The sequence below is a fragment of the Filimonas lacunae genome (genome assembly GCF_002355595.1).
Taxonomy (GTDB): Bacteria; Bacteroidota; Bacteroidia; order Chitinophagales; family Chitinophagaceae; genus Filimonas; species Filimonas lacunae.
In genome coordinates this window covers 6,018,173-6,034,016 of record NZ_AP017422.1, presented here as the reverse complement: position 1 = coordinate 6,034,016, position 15,844 = coordinate 6,018,173, and the positions used below count along the sequence as shown (strand labels likewise).

General features: G+C 45.7%; 9 protein-coding genes. All 9 read left to right on the top strand.

Annotated elements, in window-relative coordinates:
- The first annotated feature begins 1 nt into the window (after position 1).
- The 9 genes from FLA_RS23695 (at position 2) to FLA_RS23655 (ending at position 15,843) form a co-directional block, all read left to right on the top strand.
- On the top strand, positions 2-2,863 hold the full coding sequence (locus tag FLA_RS23695) for a glycoside hydrolase family 2 protein (protein ID WP_076375008.1): 2,862 nt from the start codon (positions 2-4) through the stop codon (positions 2,861-2,863).
- A 37-nt stretch (positions 2,864-2,900) separates the two neighbouring features.
- A complete protein-coding gene (locus FLA_RS23690) occupies positions 2,901-3,839 on the top strand; it encodes a glycoside hydrolase family 43 protein (protein WP_076375006.1) in 939 nt (312 codons plus the stop codon).
- Between the two features lie 14 nt (positions 3,840-3,853).
- Positions 3,854-5,380 (top strand): sialate O-acetylesterase, encoded by a 1,527-nt coding sequence (locus FLA_RS23685; RefSeq protein WP_076375004.1) that lies wholly within the window; start codon positions 3,854-3,856, stop codon positions 5,378-5,380.
- A gap of 13 nt (positions 5,381-5,393) precedes the next feature.
- Positions 5,394-6,791, top strand: coding sequence for a glycoside hydrolase family 28 protein (locus FLA_RS23680; RefSeq protein ID WP_076375002.1), 1,398 nt, complete (start codon positions 5,394-5,396; stop codon positions 6,789-6,791).
- Between the two features lie 160 nt (positions 6,792-6,951).
- Entirely contained in the window at positions 6,952-9,540 is a 2,589-nt protein-coding gene (locus FLA_RS23675) for a rhamnogalacturonan lyase family protein (protein WP_084205979.1), read from the top strand.
- Positions 9,541-9,656: 116 nt separating this feature from the next.
- Positions 9,657-11,513 carry a rhamnogalacturonan lyase gene (locus tag FLA_RS23670; RefSeq protein ID WP_076374999.1) on the top strand — a complete coding sequence of 619 codons (1,857 nt, stop codon included), beginning with the start codon at positions 9,657-9,659 and terminating at the stop codon, positions 11,511-11,513.
- Positions 11,514-11,582: 69 nt separating this feature from the next.
- Positions 11,583-12,335, top strand: a complete 753-nt coding sequence (locus FLA_RS23665) for a rhamnogalacturonan acetylesterase (RefSeq protein WP_231940320.1) — start codon at positions 11,583-11,585, stop codon at positions 12,333-12,335.
- Between the two features lie 66 nt (positions 12,336-12,401).
- Entirely contained in the window at positions 12,402-14,540 is a 2,139-nt protein-coding gene (locus FLA_RS23660; RefSeq protein ID WP_076374995.1) for a hypothetical protein, read from the top strand.
- A gap of 160 nt (positions 14,541-14,700) precedes the next feature.
- Positions 14,701-15,843 carry a glycoside hydrolase family 88/105 protein gene (locus FLA_RS23655; RefSeq protein ID WP_076374993.1) on the top strand — a complete coding sequence of 381 codons (1,143 nt, stop codon included), beginning with the start codon at positions 14,701-14,703 and terminating at the stop codon, positions 15,841-15,843.
- Position 15,844: the final 1 nt, after the last annotated feature.

Sequence of the window (15,844 nt, the reverse complement as noted above, 5' to 3'; positions counted from 1 at the left end):
TATGAAGTTTACTTTGGTTTTGTTACAGGTAATGCTACTGGCTGTTGTACAGGGCGCTGCTCAGCAGCCTGCTGTGAAAGAATACCAGTATTTATCGGGTAAAGGCAGTGATAATACCGTTGCCTGGGATTTTTATTGCACTGGTGGCCGCAACAGCGGTTATTGGACTAAAATACAGGTGCCTTCCAACTGGGAGCAGCAGGGCTTTGGTAATTATAATTATGGCCGTGATTACAAAACCTATGGTAAAAATTCGCGCTTTCATGATGAGAAAGGCATGTACAAGTACAGCTTTAATGTACCTGCTTCCTGGAAGAATAAAGAAGTATTTATTGTATTTGAAGGTTCAATGACCGATACCGAAGTGAAGATCAACGGCAAGTCGGCAGGTGATACACACCAGGGTTCTTTCTACCGTTTTAAATACAAGATCACTGATAAAGTACAGTTTGGCGCTGCTAACCAGCTGGAAGCTACGGTAAGCAAAATGTCTGCCGATGCTTCTGTAAACAACGCAGAGCGTTTGGCCGATTATTGGGTGTTTGGTGGTATTTACCGCCCGGTGTACCTGGAAGCGGTTCCTAAAGAGCATATTGATTACACTGCTATTGATGCCAAAGCAGATGGCAGCTTTGCCATGCAGGTGTTTGTAAAAGGTGTGCAACAGGCACGCACTGTTACAGCAGATATTCTGGATAATAAAGGTAAAGTAGTAGCTACGGTAAGTGGCAATGCCGCTAAAGGCGATTCTGTGATTTCACTGAATACCCGTGTGGCCAATGCCTTACAGTGGACTTCTGAAACGCCTAACTTATATAAAGTAAATGTATCGCTGCGCACTACTGCTAAAGCATCTTTATACCAGGTAACAGAGAAATTCGGTTTCCGCACTATTGAAGTAAGAAGAGGAGATGGCGTATACCTGAATGGCGTGCAAATTAAAATGAAAGGTACCAACAGGCATTGCTTCTGGCCTGAAACTGCACGTACCTTAAACGATAGCATTCAAATGATGGATGCGAAGTTGTTAAAGGAAATGAACATGAACGCCGTTCGTTGTTCACACTATCCTCCGGATGTACGCTTTTTAGAGTTGTGCGATTCTATGGGTTTATATGTGCTGGATGAACTGGCAGGCTGGCAAAAATGGTATAGCACCAAAGCAGGTGTTCCATTAGTAAAAGAAATGATTATCCGTGATCTCAACCACCCTTCTATTATCTTCTGGGATAATGGCAACGAAGGTGGTACCAACAAAGAACTGGATAAAGAATTTACCCGTTGGGACTTTTCACAGCGCCCGGTAATTCATCCACACCACAGACCCGGTAATGAGTTTAACGGCATTGACTGTAACCACTACGAAGATTATTACAGCACTCAAAAAATACTGAACGATAGCCTTATTTATATGCCAACCGAGTTTTTGCATTCACAGGATGACGGTGGCGCAGGCGCTGCTATGAGCGATTTCTGGGAACTGCATTGGCATGCTAAAAAATCGGCCGGTGGCTTTATATGGGCTATGGTGGACGAGGGCATTGTAAGAACTGACTATAACAATATTATTGATGCCAACGGCTTAAACGCCAATGATGGAATCATGGGCCCACATCGTGAAAAAGAAGGTAGTTTCTTTGCGCTGCGTGAAATTTTTTCTCCGGTAAAAATTGCCCTGAAAGAATTACCAGCCGGTTTTAATGGTGGCATTGAAGTGGAGAACCGTTTTCACTTTACCAACATCAACCAGTGTACTTTTCAGTGGGCTTTGGTAAACTACTATAAGCCACAGGATGACTTTGAAGGATATCATATCATGCAGAAGGGCAACGCTGCTGCCCCCACCATTGCACCAGGCGCCACCGGCACTTTACAGCTGAGCTTACCTGCCGACTTTAAACAGTACGATGCATTAGTGCTGGTAGCCTTAGATCCTTTTAAAAAGGAATTGTATAAGTGGACATGGAAAGTAAAAAGCAATGAGCAATTGTTGGATAAAATATTGCTGGTAAACAACAGCACTGCCAGTGTAAAAGAAACGGATAGTACTTATGTATTAACGGGCGGTGAAGTATCTGTAATACTGGATAAGAAAACCGGTATGCTGGCAGGCACTAAAAACATCACCAACGATAACCTGTCGTTTAAAAACGGCCCGGTATTGTTGAATGGAACTGCTACCGTAGCAGGTGTAAAGCAATACAAAGAAGCAGATGGGGAAGTGGTAGAGTTTACCTACAGTGGTAACATGAAAACCGTGCGCTGGAAAATGTCAGGCACTGGCTGGGTAAGCATGGAATATGAATATGCGCTGGAAAGTGGTAGCTATACTTATGCAGGTGTAAGCTTTAACTATCCCGAAAACTTTATACTGGGCGCTAAATGGTTAGGTAAAGGTCCGTACAGACAATGGAAAAACCGTTCACAGGGTACACCTGTGAATGTGTGGTCTAACCTGTATAACAATACCCAAACCGGTTACTGGCCAATGGTCTATCCGGAGTTTAAAGGATACTATGGCGATATTACCTGGATGGAGTTTAATACCGTAGAAGGTAAGTTTTATGTAGCCAGCAAAGACACGGGTTTATATGTTCGCCTGTTTGATTTTTATGCGTTAACAGGTGTAACGCCACATCCGGCTTTACCATCCGGCAATATCTCTTTCCTGGATTGTATTCCGCCTATTGGTACCAAGCTGGCATTGAACATCAGTGCTAATACCAAGGTGTTAGGTCCGCAAAGCGAACCCACCAGCATTACTGCACCCATTAAACGTACCTTGTATTTTTACTTCGGGCTTCCTAAAACGTCTGACAGTAAAGAACAGTATAGCAGACCAGCAGTGGATAATGTGTTTTAAATTGCGGGTAGCTTAAACAACTTAAAAACAAGGGTGTATGAAAAGATTGATACTGGTGTTGTTGCTGTTGGCCGGCATTCGTGTACAGGCACAACAACAAAAGGATACAGGTGTAGTATATATGTTTTGCTATTTCAAAGGCAACAGTGTGGATGGGTTGCATCTGGCTTACAGCGAGGACGCCTACCATTGGACGGCTTTAAATGACGATAGCACCATGCTGCGTCCGGAAGTAGCAAAAGACAAACTGATGCGTGACCCCTGCATTATCCGCGGGGGCGATGGCAAATTTCATATGGTGTGGACGGTGAGCTGGAAAGATAAAGGCATAGGTTATGCCAGCTCGGAAGACCTGGTACACTGGAGCAAACAGGAATATATTCCTGTAATGGAACATGAAGCAGGTGCACAAAATGCGTGGGCTCCTGAGCTGGTGTATGATGAAGCTACTAAACAGTATGTTATTTACTGGGCTACTACCATCCCCGGCCGTTTTCCGGCTACAGACAGCCTGGGCGATAACAATCATCGTATTTACTATACTACTACTAAGGACTTCGCCACTTTTTCCAAGGCGGCTATTTTATATGATAAAGGGTTTAACATCATTGATGCTACCATTTTACGCAATGGTAAAAAATACGTGATGTTTTTGAAAGATGAAACGAAAACGCCTCCACAGAAGAACCTGCATGTGGCTACCAGCAAAAAACTGCTGAGCGGCTGGAGCGCTCCTTCGCCCAGCATCACCGGTAAATATTGGGCAGAAGGCCCTACGGCCATATTTGCAAATAACAGCTGGATTGTGTACTTTGATAAATACAGGGATCACAAATACGGTGCAGTAACATCAATCGATTTGAAAAACTGGACAGATATATCTGATAAGGTGAGTTTTCCAAAGGGTACACGTCACGGCACTGTTTTCACTATCACCCGGGCAGAGTTCAATCGCCTGGCGAATTTGTTGTATTAAAAATGTGAGAAGCGATGAAAAAGGTATTATTGATTGTATTGCCATTGATGTTGTTTTTACAGGCGCGCGCGAATGTGAAACTTCCTTCCATTATCAGCAACAACATGGTGTTGCAGCAGCAGGGTAAAGTGGCTTTGTGGGGTTGGGCATTGCCGGGAGAAAAGATAAGCATACTTACCAGCTGGAACCAGCGTACTGCTAAGGTAACAGCTGGGGCAGACGGCAAGTGGATCACGTATGTAAAAACCAGCAAAGCAGGTGGTCCTTACTACATTAAGTTTACGGGCAACAATGAAATAAAAGTAGAGAACGTATTACTGGGTGAAGTATGGCTGGCATCGGGCCAGTCGAACATGGAGTTTTTTATGGCTAAAACCAAAAACGTTTCTTACACCGGTGTATTGAACTACGAAGAAGAAATAAAGAAGGCAGATTACTTTGGTATACGCATGATTGATGTAGCCAATAAAGTGGCCGATGTTCCGCAATATGAATTTGAAGGCAGCTGGAAAGTGTGCAGCCCGGCAACGGCTGATACCTTTTCGGGTGTGGCGTATTACTTTGCCAAAGAGGTGCATGTGAAAACCGGTTTTCCGGTAGGTATTATCAATGCTACCTGGGGTGGCACACCGGCTGAATCGTGGACTAAAAAGGAAGTGCTGGAAAAGGATAAAGACTTTAAAGTGATCCTGGACAGGTACGAGCAGCAGGTGAAAGATTTTCCTACAGCTTCTGCAGAATATAAAGAAGCACTGGCTAAATGGAAAAGCGATTCCAGCAAGAACAGAGGAGCAGCGCCCAGGGAACCGATTGGTCCTAATCATAACAAATCGCCTTACAAATTATACAATGGTATGATCTCGCCTATTGTGCCTTACACTTTAAAAGGCGTAATATGGTACCAGGGTGAGAACAACGCAGAACATGCTTATCAATACCGCCGTTTGTTCCCGGCTATGATCGAGAACTGGCGGGATGATTTTAAGAACAACGCACTGCCTTTTTACTTTGTACAGATTTCTCCGCACCGTAGCCAGAACCCCGAGATAAGAGAAGCGCAGCTGCTTACTTTCCAGCATGTGGCACATACGGGTATGGCGGTTACTACCGATAACGGTGATTCGCTGGACATTCACCCACGTAATAAAAAGCTGGTAGGCGAACGCCTGAGCCTGTGGGCTTTGCATAATAACTATGGCTTTAAAGACATCACCTGTTCCGGCCCTATTTACCGCTCTATGAAAGTAGAGGGCAAGAAGATAAGGATACAGTTTGATTATGTAGATGGTGGCCTGGTGGCTAAAGGCGATGCGGCTTTACAGGAGTTTACCATTGCTGGTAGCGATGAAAAATTTGTACCTGCCCAGGCAGTGATAGAAGGCAATGAAGTAGTGGTATGGAGCGATGCTATTGACAAGCCCGTAGCGGTGCGTTTTGCATGGCGCAATGTACCTATGCCTAATTTGTATAACAAATCATTTCTTCCTGCATCACCTTTCAGAACAGACAACTGGAAAGGGATAACAGAAGGTAAAAACTAATACACAAAGCCATATGAAAAGAATAGTGCTGTTAGTGGCTGTTGTGTGCAGCATGGCGTTTGCTGCATTGGCGCAAAAACAGGATGTATCGTGGGCGGCAAAAGTAGGCGCGCGGAAATTTCCTGCTGCTACAGCCACCTTTCCTGTTAATAACTATGGTGCAGTGGGCGATGGACAAACACTTAACACCAAAGCCATACAAGCGGCTATTGACGCTTGTGCGGGCAAGGGTGGCGGTGTGGTTTCGTTTGCTCCCGGTAATTATGTTACGGGTGCATTGTTCCTGAAAAATGGTGTTAACCTGAATATAGGTAAGGGTGTTACCTTACTGGGCAGTCAGAACTTTGACGATTATCCGGAAATCAATACCCGTATTGCCGGCATTGAAACCACATGGCCCGCTGCTTTACTCAACGTGATAGGTCAGAAGAATGTAGCCATCACCGGCGAAGGCACAGTGAATGCCCGGGGCAAATTCTGCTGGGATAAATACTGGGACATGCGCAAAGACTACGAGAAAAAAGGATTGCGCTGTATAGTAGATTATGATGCCAAGCGGGTACGCACTTTATTGGTGCAGGAGTCTTCTGATATCAGCCTGAAAGGCATTACCCTCAAAAATGCCGGTTTCTGGACCGTGCAGTTATTGTATTCCGATCATCTTACCGTAGATGGCCTGGTGATTCGTAATAATGAAGATGGTCACGGCCCCAGCACGGATGGTATAGACATTGATTCCAGTACCTGGGTGCTGGTGCAGAACTGCGATGTAGATTGTAACGACGATGATTTTTGTTTAAAGGCGGGACGTGATGCGGATGGCTTACGCGTAAACCGTCCTACAGAATATGTAGTGATCAGGAAATGTATTGCCCGCAAAGGCGCTGGCATTGTTACCCTGGGCAGTGAAACCTCTGGTGGCATAAACCATGTGCTGGCTACCGACCTGATGGCAAGAGGTACAAAGAATGGCTTCCTGATTAAATCTGCGTTAACACGTGGGGGCACCATCAGCGATATTTATATCCGCAATATTGATATGGATAGTGTAAGTATACCGCTCAATTTTACCATGAATTGGAATCCGGCTTACAGCTATTCAAAATTACCGGCTGGTTATCAATATGATTCTATACCCGTGATCTGGAAAAAGCTGTTACAGCAGGTAACTCCTGAGCAGGGCAGGCCTTATTTTAAAGATGTGTATGTAGATGGCATCAAGGCCCGCAACAGTAAGCAGGGTATTTTAGCCATTGGCCTGGAAGAGAGTGCTTTACAGCATTTTGAATTTGCCAATGTAACTATAGAAGCTTCCACCGCAGGAGAAATTAAGTTTGCAAAAGGCTGGAAAGCAAAGAATGTTACTATCACCGCAACAGACGGATCAAAAGTTACCATACCAGGGGAATAGGCATTAAGCCTGTTCCCCCTTATGTTCCCTTCATAACAGTGCAGGACAGCTGTTATGAAGGTTACGTTTATTTTTAAATGTATCATTTTACGATTGCTGCATCTTACCTAATGGACTGTACAAGCGACAAAGAGTTTTTTGTCATCAAAACATAAGCCATATGAAAGTAAACATTTACTTCCTGCCAAAGGGTAAGTCATGTATGGGGGTATGCACCACCCTCCTTTTCTTCATCACCCTGCTTTTCAGCAACAGTATGTACGCTCAGAAACAAATGGAAAAACTGGGTCGCGGTGTAGTAGCCGTTCGCACCAGCAGCAGCCAGGTATATGTAGGCTGGCGTTTGCTGGGTACCGATCCTTCCACTATTTCGTTTAATGTGTACAGGGGCACCACTAAGCTCAACAGCACACCTATCACCACCTCTACTAATTATGTTGACAATGTAACCACCAATGGTTCTTATACCATTAAGCCGGTGATCAGCGGGGTAGAGCAAGCCGCTTCTGCCGCCGCTTCTGTTACCACCACCTCTTATCTCAGTGTGCCTATAACCGCGCCGGCCGGCGGCACAACGCCAGATGGTGTAGCCTACACCTATAGCGCCAACGATGCCAGTGTGGCCGATCTGGATGGAGATGGAGAGTATGAGATTGTTTTAAAATGGGACCCTTCTAATTCAAAAGACAATTCACAATCGGGCTATACGGGTAATGTATTCCTGGATGCCTATAAGCTGAATGGTACACGCCTGTGGCGTATTGACCTGGGGCGCAACATTCGTGCAGGCGCTCACTACACACAATTCCAGGTATATGATCTGGATGGCGATGGTAAAGCAGAAGTGGCCTGTAAAACAGCCGATGCCACTATTGATGGCGTAGGCACAGTGATAGGCTCTTCTACGGCAGACTATCGTAACACGAGTGGGTATGTATTGTCCGGCCCGGAATATCTTACCATTTTTAACGGCCTTACCGGTGCGGCTATGGCCACTACCAATTACCTGCCTGCAAGAGGTACGGTTTCTTCCTGGGGCGATAGTTATGGTAACCGGGTAGACCGCTTTGTGGCCAATGTGGCTTACTTAGACGGACAAAGGCCCAGTCTGGTAATGGGTCGTGGTTATTATACCCGCCTGGTGCGTGTGGCATGGGACTGGCGCAATGGTACTTTAACACAACGCTGGACTTTTGACAGCAACACCTCAGGCAACAGCGCTTATGCCGGACAGGGCAATCACCAGGTTACGGTAGGTGATGTGGATGGTGATGGAAAAGACGAAGTGGTAAACGGTTCCAGTGCTATTAATGATAACGGCACCGGTTTATATGCCAATGGGCTGGGACACGGCGATGCCATGCACATGAGTGATATGGACCCCGACAGGCCCGGGCAGGAAGTGTGGCAATGCCACGAAACACCCAGCCAGTATGGTGTATATGGTTTGGAGTTCAGAGATGCCAATACAGGCACACCTTTGTGGGGTGTAGCCGCTACTACCGATGTAGGCAGGGCTTTGGCTGCTGATATTGATCCCCGTTATAAAGGATATGAGTGTTGGGGCACTGCCGGATATTTATATGATTGTAAAGGCAACCAGATAGGCACTACGCGTCCTTCGGTAAACCATGTAGTGTGGTGGGATGCTGATTTGCAGCGAGAATTACTGGATGGTGTAAACCTCGATAAATGGGTATATGCCAGCAATACTTCCAGCCGAATTAAAACCTTATCAGATGCGGCTAATGGTTCCGGTGCTTCTAACAACAGTACCAAGGCCAATCCTTGTGTTACTGCCGATATACTGGGCGACTGGCGGGAGGAAATTATTCTGCGCAACAGCACCAGCACGGCGCTGAATATTTATACTACCACTATTGTAGCTACCAACCGTTTTTATACGTTAATGCACGACCCGCAATATCGCGTGGCAGTGGCCTGGCAAAACACAGCGTATAATCAACCGCCGCATCCCAGCTTTTATTTAGGAGAAGGCATGGCTGCTCCGCCAACGCCTAATATTTATACGCCGGGTACTACTAATACGGAGTTAGTATCTGGTGCGGTGTATAACATCACAGCCAGGCATAGTGGTTTAAACCTGGATCTGCTTGCGGCTTCTACTGCTAATAACGCAGCGGTGGTGCAGAATGCAGTATCGGCGACCTCTACCAGCCAGCGTTGGACAGTAACAGCCACCGATAATGGTTATTACCAGCTTACTGCTGTGCATAGCAGCAAGAACATGGATATTACTGGTAAATCTACTGCCGATGCTATTGGGGTGATACAGTATAATCCTTCTACTGCTACCAACCAACAGTTTGCTGTTATACCGGTAGGCGGTGGCTATTTTGAGTTAAGCCCAAGGCATAGTGGCAAGTGTATAGAAATTGCCAATGCTTCTACCGCCACCAATGCACTTGCACAGCAGTATACCTGTAGCGGCGCTACGCATCAGCAATTTAAGTTTACACCGGTAACTACTACGGCGTTGGCTGCCAAGGTGGCAACGGAAGATGCCAGTATTGCCGTAACCGTAACACCTAACCCTACGAATTCTACCTTCCTGATCAAATGTAAGGGGGCATTTAGCTTTACCCTGTTTGACATGGCAGGCAGGTTGCAGGAAAGCGGAAAAGGCACTGACCAGGCAGAAGCAGGTGGTAGAGTGGCACCCGGCACGTATATTATCAAGGTGGCAGGTGCAAAAAATAAACAATCAATAAAAGTTTTGAAATTATAAACTAATTCAACAAATACCAGTCAAAGAAAAACGCATTCAGCAGGGCTGCTATGCGGGGAGAAATTCCTCAGGTAGTGGCCTTGCTGAATGTGTTTTTATAAGACGAATGCATAAATATGTACAAACCGGTAAGTAATGTATTGCTATGTCTGTTGGTGGTATTGACCACTGCAACAGCCCAACGCCAGATGGAATACCTGGGAAGAGGTGTGATAGCCATGCCCACGGAAAAAGATGTAATGGTAAGCTGGCGATTGCTGGCTACTGATGACGATAAAATCGGATTTCGCGTTTACCGGAGTGAAAACGGTAAACAGCCACAGTTATTAACCCCGCAAGTGTTGTACACTGCTACTTGTTTCAAAGACAGCACCGCCAACCTGGCCGTAGAAAACACCTATGTAGTAAAACCGGTGATAGGTGGCAAAGAACAGGAAACTGCCTGGACATATGTGCTGAAAGCAGCTGCCAACCCTTATTTGTCTATTCCCCTGCATGTGATAGCAGGATACTCCGCCAATGATGTGTCGGTAGGCGATCTGGATGGCGATGGTGAATATGAAATTGTGCTGCATCAAACCGGGGTGAGTCATGATAACTCCCAGGCAGGCATTACCGATCCGCCCATTTTTCAGGCGTATAAACTGGATGGTACTTTTTTATGGCAGATAAACCTGGGCAAAAACATACGGGATGGTGCGCACTATACGCAGTTTATGGTGTACGACCTGGATGGCGATGGCAAAGCAGAAATTGCTATGAAAACAGCAGATGGTACTGTGGATGGTATAGGGAAAGTAATAGGAGATTCTACCAAAGACTACCGTAACAGTGATGGCCGTGTACTGGATGGGCCGGAGTTTTTTACCATATTCAATGGCGAAACCGGTGCTGCTATGGCTACCACTAATTACATTCCTGCCCGTGGCAATATCGGCGCCTGGGGCGGACGTGGTGGTAATGGAAAAAATGATAACAACGGTAACCGGGTGGATAGGTTTGTGGCCTGTGTGGCTTACCTGGATGGTATCCATCCCAGTGTGGTAATGTGCCGCGGTTATTATGGCAGAACCGTACTGGCGGCGTGGGATTGGCGCAATGGCCAGCTTACTTCCCGCTGGGTGTTTGATACCAATGATGGCAGCAACCCGTTTTCGGGCATGGGCAATCATAACTTGTTTGTAGCAGATGTAGACAATGATGGTAAAGATGAAATTGTATACGGTTCTATGTGTGTGGATGATAATGGCAAAGGGTTATATACCACTGGCCTGCGCCATGGCGATGCAGTGCATGTAAGCGACCTTGATCCTTCCCATCCGGGGCAGGAAGTGTATGGCATTCATGAAATAGAAGAAGGCACCAAAGGGCCAGGCGTAGCTGTGTTTGATGCGGCTACGGGTACTATCTTGTGGACATCTGATAAAGATTCAGATGTAGGCCGTGGCATGACGGCTGATATTGATCCGCGTTATGCCGGTTGCGAATGCTGGGGCGGGGCAGAAGGGTTAAGAACCTGTAAGGGAGAATCTATAGGAACAGCACCACGTTCGGTCAATTTCCGTATCTGGTGGGATGGCGATTTGCTGGCAGAATTGCTGGACGGTACCCGCATTGAGAAATGGGATTACCTGAATGCCAAAACCAGCCGTTTGCTGGATACCCGTTCCTTTAACTGTGTTTCTAACAACGGAACCAAGTCAAATCCGGCCCTAAGTGCAGATATTTTGGGAGATTGGAGGGAAGAAGTGATATACAGGACGGCTGATAACCAAGAACTCCGTATTTTTTCAACGCCTTACAGCACCCCTTATCGTTTGGTAACATTGATGCAGGATGCACAATACCGCCTGAGCGTAGCATGGCAGAATGTGGGTTACAACCAACCCCCTTATACCAGTTACTTTTTGGGCGATGGCATGCAACAGCCTGCAAAAGAAAATATTACTATTGCAAAAAAAGGGAAGCAGTAAAAACCAATTACCCGAAAAACCAATTGAATGAATAAAAAATCTGTTAAGGCAGTCTGGTTGCCATTCTTGATGTTAATCTTATCCTCGTTCACTGTGTTGCTGTTGCAGCAGAAGAAACCCGTGTTATATATTATTGGTGATTCTACCGTGAAAAATGGTGATGGCAAAGGCTCTAATAAATTATGGGGCTGGGGAAGTATTATAGGAAGCTATTTTGATACTACCGAAATGGATGTGCGCAACCATGCTATTGGTGGCCGCAGCAGTCGTACTTTTTTAACAGAAGGCAGGTGGGACAGTATTTTAAAAACACTGAAAGCAGGCGATTACGTGCTGATGCAGTTTGGACATAATGATGGCGGCGCACTGGATGATACTTCCCGTGCCCGCGGCACCATTAAAGGCACCGGCGAAGAATATAAAGATATCTACAACCCTATTCGCAAAGTACAGGAAAGAGTATACACCTATGGCTGGTACATGCGCAAGTATGCCAACGAAGCCAAAGCCAAAGGCGCTATTCCTATTATATGTTCACCTATACCACGTAACATATTTAAAGATGGTAAAGTAGAAAGAGCGGATGATAACTATGGTAAATGGGCTGCTGAAACAGCACAAACCACAGGTGCATTCTTTATTCCATTGAACACGATAGTTGCAGATGAATACGAAGCGATGGGGCCTGAAAAAGTAAAAGCATTTTTCCCTGGCGATCACACACATACCAATGAAGAAGGTGCTAAAGTGAACGCCGCGGCAGTGGTAAAAGGATTGAAGCAGTTAGAAGGTTGTTCGTTAACCTGTTTGCTGGCAAAGTAATTCACGGGTAATACCGCAAATGATGCGTGAAAGGTAGGTGTGCCGTTTCGCAGATAATATAACAGGATGAAACAGATTACTATTATTACAGGTTGCGTGTTGATGCTATGGCAGGCAGCGGCGCAAAAGATTGACAGGAAGGCGTTGGTGCAGCGACACAATGTGCATAATACCCGTTTTGATTCGTTAAGCTCCGTAACAGTAGGTAATGGTGCTTTTGCCTATACAGTAGATGTTACCGGATTGCAAACATTTCCGCAAGCATATGCCAATGGCGTTTGTTTAGGAACGCAATCGGAATGGGGATGGCATAGCTATCCCAATCCTAATAACTATTGCTTTGAAGAAGCTTTAAAAACTTACCATTTCAACGGCAGGGATGTTACCTACGGCGTACAAAACAATACCACGGAAAGGAGCAAAGCGGCTACAGACTTTGCCCGTCAAAACCCGCACCGCCTGCAATTGGGCAACCTGGGGTTTGACATACGCTTAAAGAATGGGCAGCCTGCGCGTTTGGAAGATATCAAAGACATTGACCAGACGCTGGATATGTGGACGGGTGAAATCCGTTCTGCTTTTACGGTAGAAGGTGTGCGTGTACAGGTATCTACTGTGGCGCATCCCAAGCTGGATGAAATTGCAGTAAAGGTGATATCTGATTTACTGAAAGAAAAGCGTCTGGCAGTGAGCCTGCGTTTCCCTTATCCTACTGGTGTTTTTTTAGATGGGGGTACCTTGTACCAGGAGAATGCACACCAGAGTGCTATAGTGGGTAAGGTAAATGCGGAGAATGTGACCATAGAGCATCAGCTGGATACCACCAGCTATCGTGCTTATTTTAGTTTTAGCAAAGGAACTGGTGTAACGCAGAAGGCAGCACATTACTTTGTGTTGCAGCCGCGCACCAACGAAAATACTTTTGTTTTCACCTGCACATTTGTGCCTGGTAAAAAGGCAGAAGCCTATGCCGCTGATTATGATTTAACCTTACAGCAAAGCTCGGGTATGTGGTATAATTACTGGGCTAAAGGTGCCGCAGTTGATTTTACCGGTAGCATAGATAAAAGAGCAGCAGAACTGGAAAGGCGCATTATCTTATCACAATACCTGTTGCGTGTACAGGAAGCAGGCACTGCTCCTCCACAGGAAACAGGGCTTACTTACAACAGCTGGTTTGGCAGGCCACACCTGGAAATGCCCTGGTGGCACAGTGTGCAGTATGCCTTATGGAACAGAACGGAACTGCTGGAAAAAATGATGCAGTGGTACAGTAAACCAGTAGTACTGGCGAATGCCCGAGCATTGGCTAAACGTCAGGGATATGAAGGAGCACGCTGGCAAAAGATGACAGATCCTGATGGTACAGAAGGCCCTTCTTCTATAGGCGCTTTCCTTATCTGGCAACAGCCGCACTACATCTATTTTGCAGAACTGTGTTATCGTGACAAACCATCCGCTGTTACATTGAGTAAATATCGCGACCTGGTGCTGGAAACAGCCGATTTCATGGCTTCTTATGCTTATTACGATTCTGCTACACATTGTTATATCCTGGGCAAAGGTTTGATTCCTGCGCAGGAAACTTTTAAGGCAGAGGAAACCTTTAATCCTTCTTTTGAATTAACATATTGGACCTGGGCTTTACAAACAGCGCAGGAATGGCGTGTAAGAAGTGGCATGCCGCGCAATAAAAAATATGATGAGGTGTTACAGCACTTATCGCCATTGCCACAGAAGGATGGTGTCTATTATCCCACAGAGAGTGCCGCAGATGCTTATGCCAATCCTAAATACAGAACCGATCACCCGATTGTGTTAGGTAATATGGGCATGCTGGCTCCGGTAAAAGATATAGATACTGCGGTTATGCGTAAAACCTTTGATTGGGTTTGGCAAAACTGGAACTGGCCGGAAACCTGGGGCTGGGATTTTCCTTTAACCGCTATGGCAGCTACACGCCTGGGCATGCCTGATAAAGCAGTAGATGCGTTGCTGATGAACATTACCACCAACACGTATCTGCCTAACGGACATAACTACCAGGATGGCCGTTTACGTATATATCTGCCGGGTAACGGTGGTTTATTGTCTGCGGTGGCTATGATGTGTGCCGGGTTTGATGGTAACCATACGCTTGCGCCGGGCATACCTAAAAATGGTCAGTGGAAAGTGCGTTGGGAAGGGTTGAAGAAAATGCCATAACAGGTATTTGCAGGATGCTACAGGATACTGGTTAGGAATATATGTTATAAACTGCCGCCGCAATGGAAAAAGGGCTGTGTTTTTTATATTCCCCATAGAAGGATAATTTTACCAAATCGAATGAAGCCGAAGCCAGCCAATCAATAAATAAATGGTTAGTATGAAAAAGGAAAGAAATGTATTGTGTGCCATCACGTTGCTGCTTGCCGCTGTAACGGGTAGTGTAAGTTGTGCAGCCCAGAAAGTGCCTGCAAAAAAAGATGTGTTGCAGGTAATGGAGCTTACCAACAGTTATTTTATGAAGAAATGGCCGGATGTGGGACAGGTAATTGTTACCAATGCCACACGCCCCAGTAACATCTGGACCCGCGCCGTGTATTATGAAGGTTTAATGGCCTTATACGCTTTAGACAAAAAGAAAGAGAACTACGATTACGCCTACAACTGGGGCGCGTTTCATAAATGGGGTTTACGTGGCGGTATCACTACCCGCAATGCCGACAACCAGGCTTGTGGCCAGGCGTATATCGACCTGTACCTGATGGATAAAAAGCCTGAGCAGATACATGACATCAAGGCTTCTATTGACAGCATGATGAAAACGCAAAAGATCGATGATTGGCATTGGATCGATGCTATTCAAATGGCTATGCCGGTGTATGCCCGTTTAGGTAAAATTTACAAAGACACTAACTATTATCACCGTATGGAAGAGATGTATCATTTCTCTAAATACAATCATGGTGGTAATGGTTTATATAACAAAGCAGACTCTTTATGGTGGAGAGATAAAGACTTCGTTCCTCCTTACAAAGAGCCTAATGGTGAAGATTGTTACTGGAGCCGTGGTAATGGCTGGGTAGTAGCTGCACAATTAAGAACCATGGAATGGTTGCCTAAAAACCATCCTTTTTATGCCGAGCTGTTGAACGATTTCAAAGAAATGTGTAAGGCTTTAATTCGCATTCAGCGTCCGGATGGATACTGGAATGTAAGCCTGCACGATCCTAATAACTTTGGTGGTAAAGAATTATCAGGTACTGCGTTGTTTGTATACGGTATGGCCTGGGGCATTAACCACGGTTACCTGGATAAGAAAACTTACCTGCCTGTAATTACCAAAGCATGGGATGCCATGGTGAAAGACTGTGTGCATGCAGATGGTATGCTGGGCTTTGTACAAGGCACTGGTAAAGAACCTAAAGATGGCCAACCGGTAAACTACGATCACATTCCTGATTTTGAAGATTATGGATTGGGATGTTTTTTACTGGCCGGAAGTGAAGTTTATAGACTGAAATAGT

What these genes read in the sequence shown, in the direction of transcription:
- FLA_RS23695 (WP_076375008.1), top strand. Translation starts at nt 2, where the DNA reads ATGAAGTTTACTTTGGTTTTGTTACAGGTAATGCTACTGGCTGTTGTA.
- FLA_RS23690 (WP_076375006.1), top strand. Translation starts at nt 2,901, where the DNA reads ATGAAAAGATTGATACTGGTGTTGTTGCTGTTGGCCGGCATTCGTGTA.
- FLA_RS23685 (WP_076375004.1), top strand. Translation starts at nt 3,854, where the DNA reads ATGAAAAAGGTATTATTGATTGTATTGCCATTGATGTTGTTTTTACAG.
- FLA_RS23680 (WP_076375002.1), top strand. Translation starts at nt 5,394, where the DNA reads ATGAAAAGAATAGTGCTGTTAGTGGCTGTTGTGTGCAGCATGGCGTTT.
- FLA_RS23675 (WP_084205979.1), top strand. Translation starts at nt 6,952, where the DNA reads ATGAAAGTAAACATTTACTTCCTGCCAAAGGGTAAGTCATGTATGGGG.
- FLA_RS23670 (WP_076374999.1), top strand. Translation starts at nt 9,657, where the DNA reads ATGTACAAACCGGTAAGTAATGTATTGCTATGTCTGTTGGTGGTATTG.
- FLA_RS23665 (WP_231940320.1), top strand. Translation starts at nt 11,583, where the DNA reads ATGTTAATCTTATCCTCGTTCACTGTGTTGCTGTTGCAGCAGAAGAAA.
- FLA_RS23660 (WP_076374995.1), top strand. Translation starts at nt 12,402, where the DNA reads ATGAAACAGATTACTATTATTACAGGTTGCGTGTTGATGCTATGGCAG.
- FLA_RS23655 (WP_076374993.1), top strand. Translation starts at nt 14,701, where the DNA reads ATGAAAAAGGAAAGAAATGTATTGTGTGCCATCACGTTGCTGCTTGCC.